Source organism: Pseudomonas sp. TAA207, from assembly GCF_001529285.1.
Lineage (GTDB): Bacteria > Pseudomonadota > Gammaproteobacteria > Pseudomonadales > Pseudomonadaceae > Aquipseudomonas > Aquipseudomonas weihenstephanensis.
In genome coordinates this window covers 120,719-133,899 of sequence record NZ_LLWJ01000068.1, presented here as the reverse complement: position 1 = coordinate 133,899, position 13,181 = coordinate 120,719, and the positions used below count along the sequence as shown (strand labels likewise).

General features: G+C 56.7%; 12 protein-coding genes. 3 read left to right on the top strand and 9 right to left on the bottom strand.

The features are described from left to right. Positions 1 to 52: 52 nt before the first annotated feature. The 5 genes from purB to AP059_RS15070 all read right to left on the bottom strand — a co-directional run bounded on the left by purB (position 53) and on the right by AP059_RS15070 (position 6,190). Positions 53 to 1,423 carry an adenylosuccinate lyase gene (gene purB / locus AP059_RS15090; RefSeq protein ID WP_048365300.1) on the bottom strand — a complete coding sequence of 457 codons (1,371 nt, stop codon included), beginning with the start codon at positions 1,421 to 1,423 and terminating at the stop codon, positions 53 to 55. 128 nt (positions 1,424 to 1,551) lie between these two features. Next, the gene (gene hflD / locus AP059_RS15085) at positions 1,552 to 2,172 is read right to left on the bottom strand and encodes a high frequency lysogenization protein HflD (protein WP_059764188.1); all 621 of its coding nucleotides are present in this window, start codon (positions 2,170 to 2,172) and stop codon (positions 1,552 to 1,554) included. Then, a complete protein-coding gene (mnmA, locus tag AP059_RS15080) occupies positions 2,169 to 3,302 on the bottom strand; it encodes a tRNA 2-thiouridine(34) synthase MnmA (protein ID WP_048365302.1) in 1,134 nt (377 codons plus the stop codon). The genes hflD and mnmA overlap by 4 nt, the downstream gene beginning before the upstream one ends. A 59-nt stretch (positions 3,303 to 3,361) precedes the next feature. Then, complete coding sequence (locus tag AP059_RS15075) at positions 3,362 to 3,808, bottom strand: NUDIX hydrolase (protein ID WP_059764186.1); 447 nt, start codon at positions 3,806 to 3,808, stop codon at positions 3,362 to 3,364. 159 nt (positions 3,809 to 3,967) lie between these two features. Continuing rightward, positions 3,968 to 6,190: an NADP-dependent isocitrate dehydrogenase gene (locus AP059_RS15070; protein ID WP_059764184.1), complete on the bottom strand. Its 2,223-nt coding sequence runs from the start codon at positions 6,188 to 6,190 to the stop codon at positions 3,968 to 3,970. Between the two features lie 466 nt (positions 6,191 to 6,656). Between AP059_RS15070 and icd the strand changes: the two genes are divergently transcribed. Further along, the gene (gene icd, locus AP059_RS15065; RefSeq protein ID WP_048365305.1) at positions 6,657 to 7,913 is read left to right on the top strand and encodes an NADP-dependent isocitrate dehydrogenase; all 1,257 of its coding nucleotides are present in this window, start codon (positions 6,657 to 6,659) and stop codon (positions 7,911 to 7,913) included. Between the two features lie 74 nt (positions 7,914 to 7,987). Here the strand turns inward: icd and AP059_RS15060 are convergent, their stop codons facing one another. Further along, positions 7,988 to 8,266: a cold shock domain-containing protein gene (locus AP059_RS15060; protein ID WP_125828513.1), complete on the bottom strand. Its 279-nt coding sequence runs from the start codon at positions 8,264 to 8,266 to the stop codon at positions 7,988 to 7,990. A 225-nt stretch (positions 8,267 to 8,491) separates the two neighbouring features. Between AP059_RS15060 and clpS the strand changes: the two genes are divergently transcribed. Both clpS and clpA read left to right on the top strand, forming a co-directional pair. Next, positions 8,492 to 8,854 carry an ATP-dependent Clp protease adapter ClpS gene (gene clpS / locus AP059_RS15055; RefSeq protein ID WP_047274327.1) on the top strand — a complete coding sequence of 121 codons (363 nt, stop codon included), beginning with the start codon at positions 8,492 to 8,494 and terminating at the stop codon, positions 8,852 to 8,854. Positions 8,855 to 8,883: 29 nt separating this feature from the next. Continuing rightward, entirely contained in the window at positions 8,884 to 11,154 is a 2,271-nt protein-coding gene (gene clpA / locus AP059_RS15050) for an ATP-dependent Clp protease ATP-binding subunit ClpA (RefSeq protein ID WP_048365307.1), read from the top strand. Between the two features lie 171 nt (positions 11,155 to 11,325). On the opposite strand, the gene infA is transcribed toward clpA, so the two are convergent. The 3 genes from infA to aat all read right to left on the bottom strand — a co-directional run bounded on the left by infA (position 11,326) and on the right by aat (position 13,088). Further along, positions 11,326 to 11,544: a translation initiation factor IF-1 gene (gene infA, locus AP059_RS15045; RefSeq protein WP_002553999.1), complete on the bottom strand. Its 219-nt coding sequence runs from the start codon at positions 11,542 to 11,544 to the stop codon at positions 11,326 to 11,328. Positions 11,545 to 11,645: 101 nt separating this feature from the next. Continuing rightward, complete coding sequence (locus AP059_RS15040; protein ID WP_059764182.1) at positions 11,646 to 12,353, bottom strand: arginyltransferase; 708 nt, start codon at positions 12,351 to 12,353, stop codon at positions 11,646 to 11,648. Positions 12,354 to 12,407: 54 nt separating this feature from the next. Beyond that, positions 12,408 to 13,088 carry a leucyl/phenylalanyl-tRNA--protein transferase gene (aat, locus tag AP059_RS15035; RefSeq protein ID WP_059764180.1) on the bottom strand — a complete coding sequence of 227 codons (681 nt, stop codon included), beginning with the start codon at positions 13,086 to 13,088 and terminating at the stop codon, positions 12,408 to 12,410. Between the last annotated feature and the right edge of the window lie 93 nt (positions 13,089 to 13,181).

Here is a 13,181-nt window from a genome sequence, read left to right as displayed (position 1 = left end):
TCGGGAATAAAAACGCCCGGCACGGCCGGGCGTTAGTAGGTCGTTGCAGCAATCAGATGCGCTTGGCCTGCTCAACCGCGTTGCCAATATAGTTGGCAGGGGTTAGCAGTTTCAGCTCGGCTTTGGCCGCTTCCGGCATTTCAAGGCCGTCAATGAAGGTTTGCAGTGCTTGAGGGCTGATGCCTTTGCCGCGCGTCAGCTCTTTGAGCTTCTCGTACGGGTTTTCAATGTTGTAACGGCGCATGACGGTCTGGATCGGCTCGGCCAGAACTTCCCAGCAAGCGTCCAGGTCAGCCGCGATCTTCTGAGCGTTTAGCTCCAGTTTGCTGATGCCTTTGAGGCTGGCTTCGTACGCGATCACGCTATGAGCAAAACCTACGCCCAGGTTACGCAGTACGGTGGAGTCGGTCAGGTCGCGCTGCCAGCGGGAGATCGGCAACTTGCTGGCCAGATGCTGGAACAGCGCGTTGGCGATACCCAGGTTGCCTTCGGAGTTTTCGAAGTCGATCGGGTTGACCTTGTGCGGCATGGTCGAGGAGCCGATTTCGCCTGCGATGGTGCGCTGCTTGAAGTAACCCAGGGAGATGTAACCCCAGATATCGCGATCGAAGTCGATCAGGATGGTGTTGAAGCGCGCAATCGCGTCGAACAGCTCGGCGATGTAGTCGTGCGGTTCGATCTGCGTGGTGTACGGGTTGAAACCCAGACCCAGTTCGTCTTCGATGAAGGCGCGGGCATTGGCTTCCCAATCGATCTGCGGGTAGGCCGACAGGTGGGCGTTGTAGTTGCCCACGGCGCCGTTGATCTTGCCCAGCAGCGGTACGGCCGCCACTTGAGCGATTTGGCGCTCCAGGCGGTAAACCACGTTGGCCAGCTCTTTGCCCAAAGTGGTCGGCGAAGCCGGTTGGCCGTGGGTACGCGACAGCATCGGGACGTCGGCGAACTTGATCGCCAGTTCGCGGATGGCGTCGGCGGTTTGGCGCATCAGGGGCAGCATCACCTCATCCCGGCCTTCGCGCAGCATCAAAGCGTGGGACAGGTTGTTGATGTCCTCGCTGGTGCAGGCGAAATGGATGAACTCACTCACGTTGGCCAGTTCAGGCAGCTTGGCGGCCTGTTCTTTGAGCAGGTACTCAATGGCTTTTACGTCGTGGTTGGTGGTGCGCTCGATCTCTTTGACGCGCTCGGCGTGCTCCAGAGAAAAGTTTTCGGCCAGTTCATTCAGCACAGCGTTAGCTTGCGCGGAAAAGGCCGGGACTTCAGGGATGGCGGCGTGAGCGGCCAAACGCTGGAGCCAGCGAACTTCAACCAGTACACGGGCACGAATTAAGCCGTATTCGCTGAAAATGGGGCGCAGGGCCTGGGTTTTGCCGGCATAGCGGCCGTCAACAGGGGAAACCGCAGTGAGCGAAGAGAGCTTCATGGGGTGTTCTCGGACAGTCGGGCAACGAAATGGGGCGCGTATCATACATGAAAAAAACGGCCGGTCCGTTGCCAAGTGACCGGCGTCATACGCGTATCGACGTTACAGCGTGTGCTTGCTGGCGGCGATCAGCCGCGCAGCATGGGATAAAGCTCTTTGAGCAATTTGCGTCGGCTGAATACCAGCTGCCAGCGATGGCCACCCAATTGACGCCATAGGCGTGCCGAGCGAATACCGGCCAGCAGCAAGGCGCGAATTTTGGCGGCGTTGTTCGGTTGTTGCAGGTTGCGCATGTCGCCATGCACTTGAATGCGTTGGCGCAGCGTGCTCAGGGTGTCCTGATAGAGGGCACCGCACGCGGCGACCACGTTCTCGTGAGCGGGGCCGAAGTGTTCAACTTGCGACTGGATCTGTGGCAAGCGCTTGCCAATTAGTTCCAGCATGTCGTCGCGCTTGGCCAGTTGACGTTCAAGGTTGAGCATCGACAGGGCATAGCGCAGCGGTTCGCGTTGCAGGGTATTGGGGTCGCGCTCCAGTGCGCCGATAAGGGCGCGGTAGCCCTCGCGCAGGTTGATGTCATCACCCCCGAAGACTTCAAGCGTGTCCTTGGGGTCGCGCACCAGCAAACTGCCCAGCATGCAGGCCAGATCAGCCTCGCTGACCTGACCGGTCTTGGCGATTTTATCCACCAGTACGGCGGCCAGAAACACGCCGCCCAGGGCTACCAGTTGTTCCTGGGTGGGGTTCATGCCTGTGCGCTCTTGCTGGTCCAGGGTTCGGCCACTTCGATCACGCCGCCGCCCAGGCACACTTCGCCATCGTAAAACACCACGGACTGGCCCGGCGTGACCGCGCGTTGCGGATCGTCAAAGGTGGCGCGGTAACCGGTCGCGGTTTGCTCAAGCGTGCAGGGTTGATCGCTCTGGCGATAGCGCACCTTGGCCGTCAGGCGCAACGGAGTGCTCAGGTCGACCGGGTTGACCCAGAAGATCTCCGAGGCGAGCAGGGCGCGCGAGAACAGCCACGGGTGATCGTTACCTTGGCCGACGATCAGTTCGTTGTTCTCAAGGTCTTTGTGCAAGACGTACCACGGCTCATCGCTGGCGTCTTTCAGGCCGCCGATGCCCAGACCCTGACGCTGACCGATGGTGTGATACATCAGGCCGTGGTGGCGGCCAATGACTTCACCTTCGGTGGTTTTGATCTCGCCCGGTTGGGCCGGCAGGTATTGCTTGAGGAAGTCACTGAAACGGCGCTCGCCGATAAAGCAAATCCCGGTGGAGTCTTTTTTCTTGGCGGTGGCCAGGTCGTGTTTTTCGGCGATCTGGCGCACTTCGGGTTTTTCCAGTTCGCCGACCGGGAACAGGGTGCGGGCGATTTGTTCACCGCCGACCGCGTGCAGAAAGTAGCTCTGGTCTTTGTTGGGGTCCAGGCCTTTGAGCAGCTCGGTGCGGCCGTCGATGTCGCGGCGACGCACGTAATGGCCGGTAGCAATCAGGTCAGCGCCGAGCATCAGGGCGTAATCGAGGAACGCCTTGAACTTGATCTCGCGGTTGCACAGGATGTCCGGGTTTGGCGTGCGTCCGGCTTTGTATTCGGCCAGGAAGTGCTCAAACACGTTGTCCCAGTATTCGGCGGCAAAGTTGGCGGTGTGCAGCTTGATGCCAATTTTGTCGCACACGGCCTGGGCATCTGCCAGATCATCCATGGCGGTGCAGTAATCGGTTCCGTCGTCTTCCTCCCAGTTCTTCATGAACAGGCCTTCCACCTGATAGCCCTGCTCGATGAGCAGAACGGCGGAAACGGAAGAGTCGACACCGCCGGACATGCCGACAATGACGCGCTGTTTTTCGGGGGCGACTAAGGCTGGATCACGCATAGGGTTTCAATGAGTGTCTTGAAAAAGGACGCGATTCTAGCAGGCCCGAGCGCTCAAGGCTAAACCGAAGGGCGGATTAGCGAGAGGTCGAACAATTTGCCGCTCAGATAATCGTCGATACAGTGCAGGGTCAATTCGCTGCGCCAGCGATGGCGCTGTGTCAGCAGCTCGTCGCGGGTCAACCACAGCGGGCCGATGATGCCTGTGTCGAGCGGGGCCTGGGCATGGTGTTTGATCGCGTTACCGGCAAAGCACACGCGCTGATACGTCACACCGTTGCTGGGCGCTGTGTACAGGTAAATGCCAATGACACCGGTGAGTTCGACGTCATAACCGGTTTCTTCAAGGGTTTCGCGGATAGCCGCCTCGATCAGGCTTTCATTCGGGTCCAGGTGGCCTGCGGGCTGGTTGAGCACTGCGCGGTCGTGTTTTAACTCTTCGACCATCAGAAAGCGCCCGTTGTCTTCGACGACAGTGGCAACAGTGATGTGGGGTTTCCAGTCCATGTGTGAGGTCTCGATTTTTTGTCGGGGCTGCTGAAGGCTGCGTTTTTTATAAAAATCAAAAGATCGCAGCCTTGGCCAGCTTCGACAAGTTTTGTGTTCGATTTAAAAACACAAACCCCGGCGTCGTGGGCCGGGGTTTGTGGTGTTGCGATGTTGCTCTTACACGGCGGCGATGATCGCGTTCAGTGTGGCGCTAGGGCGCATTACTTTGCTCACCTTGTCTGCATCGGCGTGGTAGTAACCACCGATATCAACAGGCTTGCCCTGCACGGCGTTGAGTTCAGCAACGATAGTTGCCTCGTTCTCGGTCATGGCTTTTGCTACAGGAGCAAATTGGGCTTGCAGCTCTTTGTCTTCAGTCTGGGCTGCCAGGGCTTGTGCCCAGTACAGCGCCAGGTAGAAGTGGCTACCGCGGTTGTCGATGTTGCCGACTTTGCGCGATGGCGATTTGTTGTTGTCGAGGAACTGGCCAGTGGCCTGATCCAGGGTTTTGGCCAATACCAACGCTTTCGGGTTGTTGTAGGTCGTGCCCAGGTGCTCCAGCGAGGCCGCCAGTGCGAGGAACTCACCCAGCGAGTCCCAACGCAGGAAGTTTTCTTCCAGCAATTGTTGAACGTGCTTTGGAGCCGAACCGCCTGCGCCTGTTTCGAACAGACCGCCGCCATTCATCAGCGGTACGATCGACAGCATTTTGGCGCTGGTGCCCAGTTCCATGATCGGGAACAGGTCGGTCAGGTAGTCGCGCAACACGTTGCCGGTCACCGAAATGGTGTCCAGACCCTTGCGGGTGCGTTCGAGCGTGAACTTCATGGCCTCAACAGGCGACATGATGCGGATATCCAGGCCGCTGGTGTCGTGATCCTTCAGGTACGCCTGAACTTTCTCGATCATCACGCCGTCGTGGCTGCGCTGGGGGTCGAGCCAGAAAATCGCCGGGGTGTTGCTGGCGCGAGCGCGGTTGACGGCCAGCTTGACCCAGTCGCGGATCGGCGCGTCTTTGGCCTGGCACATGCGCCAGATATCGCCTTCTTCGACGTTTTGTTCCATCAGCACGTTGCCGTTGCTGTCGGATACGCGAACTACGCCAGGCTTTTTGATTTGGAACGTTTTGTCGTGCGAGCCGTATTCTTCGGCTTTTTGCGCCATCAGGCCAACGTTCGGCACGCTACCCATGGTGGTTGGATCGAAAGCGCCGTGCTTCTGGCAGTCTTCGATGGTCGCCTGATAGATAGTGGCGTAGCAGCGGTCCGGGATGATGGCCTTGGTGTCTTGCAACTGACCTTCGGTGTTCCACATCTTGCCGGAGTCGCGGATCATGGCCGGCATCGAGGCGTCGACGATAACGTCGCTCGGCACGTGCAGGTTGGTGATGCCTTTGTCGGAGTTCACCATTGCCAGGGCAGGGCGATTGGCGTAGACCGCCTGAATGTCTGCTTCGATTTCGGCTTGCTTGTCGGCTGGCAGCGCTTTGATGCGAGCGTACAGATCGCCAATGCCGTTGTTGAGGTTGAAACCGATCTCTTTCAGGACGTCTGCGTGTTTTTCCAGCGCATCCTTGTAGAACTCAGCCACGATCTGACCAAACATGATCGGGTCGGAGACCTTCATCATGGTGGCTTTCAAGTGCACCGAGAACAGCACGCCTTTGTTTTTGGCGTCTTCGATTTCGGCCGCTACGAACTGGCGCAGGGCTTTTTTGCTCATGACGGAGCAGTCGATGATCTCACCGGCTTGTACGGCGGTTTTTTCTTTCAGGACGGTGGTGGTGCCGTCTTGAGCGATCAGCTCGATTTTGACGCTGTCCGGGGCTTCGATCAGGGCGGCTTTTTCGCTGCCGTAGAAGTCGCCTTCGCTCATGTGAGCCACGTGGGACTTGGAGTCTGCGGCCCATGCGCCCATTTTGTGCGGGTGCTTGCGCGCGTAGTTTTTGACCGACAGCGGGGCGCGACGGTCAGAGTTGCCTTCGCGTAGCACCGGGTTTACGGCGCTGCCCATGACTTTGCTGTAACGCGCTTTGACTTCTTTGTCGGCGTCAGTGGTCACGGTCTCCGGGTAGTGCGGGATATCAAAGCCATGCGCTTGCAGTTCTTTGATGGCGGCCTGCAATTGCGGCACCGAGGCGCTGATGTTAGGCAGCTTGATGATATTGGCTTCAGGCGTAACGGCCAGGGCGCCCAGTTCGGCGAGGTGGTCGGCTACAGCCTTGGCACCCAATTGCTCGGGGAAGCTGGCAAGGATTCGGCCTGCCAGAGAGATGTCGCGCGTCTCAACAGCGATATCAGCCTTGGCGGTAAACGCTTCGATGATAGGCAGCAGTGAATAGGTGGCGAGCGCCGGAGCTTCGTCGGTGAAGGTATAGATGATCTTCGAACGGGTGGGCATTTCGGATTAACTCTCTTCTTTGCTGAGCGTGCTCAGATTCTCGAGATGCGCAGGGTAGGCGCTTTCGTTCACAGTGAACAATGAGCCGAAAGTCGAGGTTCTTCGCGGTGATGTGAATGCATCAGTAGAGCGTCAAGCGGTCGAGCCGGGGTAACGGCTCAGCCTTTCTAGGCCTGAAAGACTCATTGCAATGTGGTGCCTCGCGATGACTCCGCGGTCACCGGCGCAGTATACATAGGTCACTAATGTTCCGGCGAGGGCTGCGGTGGGTCAGGGGTCATCCATTGGTCTAAGAAGCGTTCGCATATCGCCCTGCGTTTTGGCACTAACCCCTTTGTTTTCGCACTTGTCAGGCAGGTTGTCGTAAGCATGTAACCGGGTATGTGGAACATTCGATTTGCCTGTCCATTTAACTGGGTTACGCTCCAGAACGGCATAGATGTTAAACCCACATATGGAGTTCAGCATGGGATACAACAAGATCAAGGTTCCAGCCGCAGGTGAGAAAATCACCGTCAATGCAGACCACTCCCTTAACGTGCCCGACAATCCCGTCATTCCCTACATTGAGGGTGACGGTATTGGTGTCGATATCAGCCCGGTCATGATCAAGGTTGTCGATGCGGCCGTTAGCAAAGCCTACGCAGGCAAGCGAAAAATCTCCTGGATGGAGGTCTATGCGGGCGAAAAAGCGACGCAGGTCTACGATCAGGACACTTGGCTGCCGCAAGAAACCCTGGACGCCGTCAAGGATTACGTCGTTTCCATCAAGGGCCCGCTGACTACGCCGGTTGGCGGTGGCATTCGCTCTCTCAACGTTGCCCTGCGCCAGCAGCTCGATTTGTATGTGTGCCTGCGCCCGGTGCGTTGGTTTGAAGGTGTGCCCAGCCCGGTGAAAAAACCAGGCGATGTGGACATGACCATCTTTCGTGAAAACTCCGAGGACATCTACGCCGGTATCGAGTGGAAGGCCGGCTCACCGGAAGCGATCAAGGTTATCAAGTTTCTGAAAGAAGAAATGGGCGTGACCAAGATCCGTTTTGATCAGGACTGCGGGATTGGCGTCAAGCCAGTGTCCAAAGAAGGCACTCAGCGCCTGGCGCGCAAAGCCTTGCAATATGTGGTGGATAACGACCGCGAGTCGCTGACCATCGTGCACAAAGGCAACATCATGAAATTTACCGAGGGCGCCTTCAAAGAGTGGGCCTATGAAGTCGCGGCCCAAGAGTTTGGTGCGACGCTGCTCGACGGCGGCCCGTGGATGCAGTTCAAAAATCCCAAAACGGGACGCAATGTCATTGTTAAAGACGCCATTGCCGATGCGATGCTGCAACAAATTCTGCTGCGTCCGGCTGAATATGACGTGATTGCCACGCTGAACCTCAATGGCGACTACCTCTCCGATGCCCTGGCAGCGGAGGTGGGCGGTATCGGTATTGCGCCGGGAGCCAACCTGTCCGACACCATTGCCATGTTTGAGGCCACTCACGGCACGGCGCCTAAATATGCAGGCAAGGACCAGGTGAACCCAGGTTCGCTGATTCTCTCCGCTGAAATGATGTTGCGGCATATGGGTTGGACCGAAGCCGCAGACCTGATCATCAAGGGCACCAATGGTGCGATATCGGCCAAAACCGTGACCTATGATTTTGAGCGGCTAATGGACGGCGCAACCTTGGTTTCGTCTTCGGGCTTTGGTGATGCGCTGATTGCGCATATGTAAACGCGCAGTGACTAAAAAGGCCGATTCAAGTGAATGAATCGGCCTTTTTTAACGCTGACTGTGGAGCCGGTGGGTCAGACCGAGAGGGTTTTAACCTCTGTCGCAGTCATTTGCGGTAGGGCGTTGAGTGGGCTGCTTGTGATTTTCACGGCGTGCAGCCCTTTAGGGCCTTGTGTAATCTCGAAACTTACCGGCTGGCCCGCTTTCAGGGTTTTATAGCCGTCCATGTCGATTGCCGAAAAATGGGCGAAAAAGTCGATCTTGTCTCCTTGTTCATCTTTGCCTTCCTTGGCATCTGTATTGATAAAGCCGAAGCCTTTGGCATTGTTGAACCACTTGACCGTGCCTTGCATGCTCATATCCCTCTGCTGCAAACAACTCCATCACTGGAGTATCATCCAGTTCACTCGCACATCGACCACCAAAAGTGGTTGACTGTGCGGACCTTTATTCCCCACTGTGGGTACCAATGGTTGTAACACCGTTTTACCGATAGTCAAGGTCACGCGGCGGCGCTGTTGAAAATTGACACGCTTGCCTCCATCTCTGTAATTGCTCAACGACGAACCTTTCTTTCCATGCATGCAATCAGCCAGATTCGACTAACATTCAATCAGGATCGACCCGATTTTGATGACGACGACTCCGCTGGCTTGGCTGTGCAAGAAGCTAAGCCTGCTCTTCAGGCGCCGCCGATGTACAAGGTGGTTTTGTTCAACGATGACTACACACCCATGGATTTCGTTGTCGAAGTGCTTGAGGTGTTTTTTAACTTGAATCGCGAATTGGCGACCAAGGTCATGCTGGCCGTTCATACAGAAGGACGGGCAGTGTGCGGCATCTTTACCCGCGACATCGCCGAGACCAAGGCCATGCAGGTAAACCAGTACGCACGCGAAAGCCAGCATCCGCTACTCTGTGAAATCGAGAAGGACGGTTAACGCCGACCACTTGGGTATGAGGTGAAGCCATGTTAAACCGCGAGCTCGAAGTCACCCTCAATCTTGCCTTCAAGGAAGCCCGCTCCAAGCGTCATGAATTCATGACGGTTGAGCACCTCCTTCTTGCGCTTTTAGATAATGAGGCGGCCGCAACCGTTCTACGCGCTTGCGGCGCAAACCTCGACAAACTCAAGCATGACCTGCAAGAGTTTATTGATTCCACAACCCCCTTGATCCCCGTTCACGATGAAGATCGCGAAACCCAGCCTACGCTCGGGTTCCAGCGTGTTCTGCAACGTGCCGTGTTCCACGTGCAGAGTTCGGGCAAGCGTGAGGTAACCGGCGCTAACGTGCTGGTCGCGATTTTCAGTGAGCAGGAGAGTCAGGCAGTATTCCTGCTCAAGCAGCAGAGTGTTGCGCGCATTGATGTCGTCAACTTCATCGCTCACGGTATTTCCAAAGTGCCTGGCCATGGCGATCACTCTGAAGGTGAGCAAGACATGCAGGATGAAGAAGGCGGTGAGCCGTCTTCTTCCAGCAATCCGCTGGATGCCTACGCCAGCAACTTGAATGAACTGGCCCGTCAGGGTCGGATCGATCCGCTGGTTGGGCGCGAGATGGAAGTTGAGCGCGTGGCTCAAATCCTGGCGCGCCGCCGTAAAAACAACCCGTTGCTGGTGGGTGAGGCCGGGGTGGGTAAAACTGCGATTGCCGAAGGCCTGGCCAAGCGTATCGTCGACAATCAGGTACCTGACCTGCTGGCTAACAGCATCGTTTACTCCCTTGATCTCGGCGCATTGCTGGCGGGTACCAAGTACCGTGGCGATTTCGAAAAACGTTTCAAAGCGTTGCTCGGTGAGCTGAAAAAGCGCCCGCAGGCGATTCTGTTCATCGACGAAATCCACACCATTATTGGTGCTGGCGCGGCGTCAGGTGGCGTGATGGACGCTTCCAACCTGCTCAAGCCTCTGCTGTCTTCGGGGGATATTCGCTGCATTGGCTCGACGACATTCCAGGAATTTCGCGGCATTTTCGAGAAGGATCGTGCATTGGCACGACGCTTCCAGAAAGTCGATGTGTCCGAGCCGTCGGTGGAAGACACCATCGGTATCCTGCGCGGCCTGAAAGGGCGTTTCGAGCAGCATCACAATATCGAATACAGCGATGAGTCACTGCGTGCAGCGGCCGAGCTGGCGTCGCGTTATATCAATGACCGGCACATGCCCGACAAGGCCATCGATGTGATTGACGAAGCGGGTGCTTATCAGCGTCTGCAGCCGGTCGAGAAGCGCGTCAAGCGCATTGAGGTCGAGCAGGTCGAAGATATCGTGGCAAAAATTGCCCGTATTCCGCCAAAGCATGTGTCCAGTTCTGACAAGGAGCTGCTGCGTAACCTTGAGCGTGACCTGAAGCTGACGGTATTTGGTCAGGACGCAGCGATTGATTCGCTGTCGACGGCAATCAAATTGTCGCGTGCCGGTCTGAAGTCGCCAGACAAGCCCGTAGGTTCGTTCCTGTTCGCTGGGCCAACCGGTGTCGGTAAAACTGAAGCGGCTCGTCAGTTGGCCAAGGCATTGGGTGTTGAGCTGGTACGTTTCGATATGTCCGAGTACATGGAACGTCACACCGTCTCTCGCCTGATCGGTGCACCTCCTGGCTACGTTGGCTTCGATCAGGGTGGTTTGTTGACCGAAGCCATCACCAAGCAGCCACATTGCGTGCTGCTGCTTGATGAGATCGAGAAGGCGCATCCTGAAGTCTTTAACTTGCTGTTGCAGGTTATGGATCACGGCACGCTGACCGACAACAACGGGCGTAAAGCTGACTTCCGCAACGTGATCGTCATCATGACCACCAACGCGGGTGCCGAAACAGCGTCGAGGGCGTCGATCGGCTTTGCCTTCCAGGATCACTCGTCCGATGCGATGGAGGCGATCAAGAAGAGCTTCACGCCGGAGTTCCGTAACCGTCTGGACACCATTATCCAATTTGGTCGCCTCAGCCATGAGGTGATCAAGCATGTGGTGGACAAGTTCCTCACCGAGTTGCAAGCGCAGCTGGAAGACAAGCATGTGCAGCTTGAGGTGACGGATGCGGCGCGTGGTTGGCTGGCAGCCGGTGGATATGACGTGTTGATGGGCGCGCGCCCGATGGCACGTCTGATTCAGGACAAGATCAAGCGTCCGTTGGCGGAAGAAATTCTCTTCGGTGAGCTGGCCGATCATGGCGGTGTGGTGCACATCGACCTGAAAGACGGTGAGTTGACCTTTGAGTTTGAGACCTCAGTCGAAATGGCTTGATGTGATGTAGCTTTAAAAAAAGCGCCGAAAGGCGCTTTTTTTATGGTGTTCGGCATAGCCTTTTAGGTGTTTGGCGAATCCGCAAAGGCTCGCAGCCTGCGAATAGGGGGCGCGACAAATCTCAGGCAAACAAAAACGCCCGGCATAACCGGGCGTTTTGTATTGACTAGATTAACGGGCGCGGTAAGTGATGCGCCCTTTGCTCAAGTCATAGGGCGTCAGCTCGACGCGCACTTTGTCACCGGTAAGAATACGAATGTAGTTCTTGCGCATCTTGCCGGAGATATGCGCGGTTACGACGTGCCCATTTTCCAACTCCACGCGAAACATGGTGTTGGGCAGGGTGTCGACGACAGTGCCTTCCATTTCGAAGCTGTCTTCTTTCGACATGCAGTAAAGCCCTCGGTGTCCAGTGAATGGCCCGGTGCAACTGCGCCAGGCAAAAGCGGCGTGCATTGTGCCCGAAAAATGGGGTTCAAGCCAAGGGGGGGTTAGTAAAGAGTGCTCCATCTTTGATTAATCAGCAGATCAATGGGCCTGTATTCGGTCTTGTAATTCATTTTTTTGCAGTTTTTGATCCAGTAACCCAGGTACACGGCGTCCAGTCCCAAGCGCCGGGCTTCGTCTATTTGCCACAGGATGGCGTAGCGGCCCAGGCTGCGGCGCTCTTCAGCGGGTTCGTAAAAGGTGTAGACCGCCGATAAACCATTGGGCAGCACGTCAGTCACCGCCACTGCCAGCAACCGTCCGTCCAGTCGAAACTCATAAAACCTGGAAAACGGCAGGTCGCGTACCAAAAAGGTCGAAAACTGATCGCGGCTCGGCGGATACATGTCGCCATCGGCATGACGCTGTTCGATGTAGCGCTGATACAGGTCGAAATGCTCTTCGCTGAACCCCGGCTTGGCCACCTGTACGTGTAAGTCGGCATTGCGCTTGAAAATGCGTTTTTGCTGACGATTGGGGGTGAACAGGGCAACGGGTATGCGTGCAGGGGTACACGCGTCGCATTTGAGGCAGTGCGGACGATACAGGTGGTCGCCACTGCGCCTGAAGCCCATTTCGGACAAGTCGGCATACACCTGCACGTCCATTGGCTGGCTAGGGTCGAGGAACAGCGTGGTGGCTTGTTCGTCGGGCAGGTAGCTGCAAGCGTGAGGTTGAGTGGCATAAAACTTCAAGCGCGCCAGCTCGGTCATGATCGGCCCTCGGGAAAACATTGAATTAAGTGTAAGCCAGCTCGTAAAACTCGCCTACAAAACCCACTGTGCGGTTGTAGGCTGGTCGAGGTGGTTATGCAGGAAGTCGGCGAATTGTTCGCGAGGTATCGAGCGAGCGCCCAGGCTTTGAAGGTGCTCGGTGGGCATCTGGCAATCAATCAGGACAAAGCCCCATGCTTGTAGCTGTCTGACCAGGGTGGCAAAGCCGACCTTTGATGCGTTGTCTGCGCGGCTGAACATGGATTCGCCAAAAAATAGTTGGCCCATCGCCAGACCATACAGGCCGCCGACCAGTTCGTTGTTGTCCCACACTTCAACCGAATGGGCGTGCCCGCGGGCGTGAAGCTCAATGTAAGCCTGTTGCATGTCATTCGTGATCCAGGTCCCGTCTGCATACGGGCGCGGCGCGGCGCAAGCGCTGATGACGGCGCTGAAATCGCGATCAAACGTTACCTGGTAGCGCTGCTGGCGCAACAGTTTGCCCAGACTGCGCGATACGTGCAGCTCCCCGGGAAACAATACGGTGCGCGGGTCTGGTGACCACCAGAGGATGGGCTGGCCTTCGCTAAACCATGGGAAGCAGCCGTGGCGATAGGCCTGGATCAACCGGTCGGCCGACAGGTCGCCGCCTGCCGCCAGCAAGCCATTGGGTTCGCGCATGGCTTTGCTCAGGGGTGGAAACGTCAACGTGTCGCGTTTTAACCAGGTCAGCATGGCAGTCAGTCTTACACAAGGAGGGGAGGGGGGCTGCAACTCTCTCGCACACGTGCGGTCTCAGTCGATCTGCCGGTGAAATGTAAGCTCTGT

What these genes read in the sequence shown, in the direction of transcription:
- purB (WP_048365300.1), bottom strand. Translation starts at nt 1,423, where the DNA reads ATGAAGCTCTCTTCGCTCACTGCGGTTTCCCCTGTTGACGGCCGCTAT.
- hflD (WP_059764188.1), bottom strand. Translation starts at nt 2,172, where the DNA reads ATGAACCCCACCCAGGAACAACTGGTAGCCCTGGGCGGCGTGTTTCTG.
- mnmA (WP_048365302.1), bottom strand. Translation starts at nt 3,302, where the DNA reads ATGCGTGATCCAGCCTTAGTCGCCCCCGAAAAACAGCGCGTCATTGTC.
- AP059_RS15075 (WP_059764186.1), bottom strand. Translation starts at nt 3,808, where the DNA reads ATGGACTGGAAACCCCACATCACTGTTGCCACTGTCGTCGAAGACAAC.
- AP059_RS15070 (WP_059764184.1), bottom strand. Translation starts at nt 6,190, where the DNA reads ATGCCCACCCGTTCGAAGATCATCTATACCTTCACCGACGAAGCTCCG.
- icd (WP_048365305.1), top strand. Translation starts at nt 6,657, where the DNA reads ATGGGATACAACAAGATCAAGGTTCCAGCCGCAGGTGAGAAAATCACC.
- AP059_RS15060 (WP_125828513.1), bottom strand. Translation starts at nt 8,266, where the DNA reads ATGCAAGGCACGGTCAAGTGGTTCAACAATGCCAAAGGCTTCGGCTTT.
- clpS (WP_047274327.1), top strand. Translation starts at nt 8,492, where the DNA reads ATGCATGCAATCAGCCAGATTCGACTAACATTCAATCAGGATCGACCC.
- clpA (WP_048365307.1), top strand. Translation starts at nt 8,884, where the DNA reads ATGTTAAACCGCGAGCTCGAAGTCACCCTCAATCTTGCCTTCAAGGAA.
- infA (WP_002553999.1), bottom strand. Translation starts at nt 11,544, where the DNA reads ATGTCGAAAGAAGACAGCTTCGAAATGGAAGGCACTGTCGTCGACACC.
- AP059_RS15040 (WP_059764182.1), bottom strand. Translation starts at nt 12,353, where the DNA reads ATGACCGAGCTGGCGCGCTTGAAGTTTTATGCCACTCAACCTCACGCT.
- aat (WP_059764180.1), bottom strand. Translation starts at nt 13,088, where the DNA reads ATGCTGACCTGGTTAAAACGCGACACGTTGACGTTTCCACCCCTGAGC.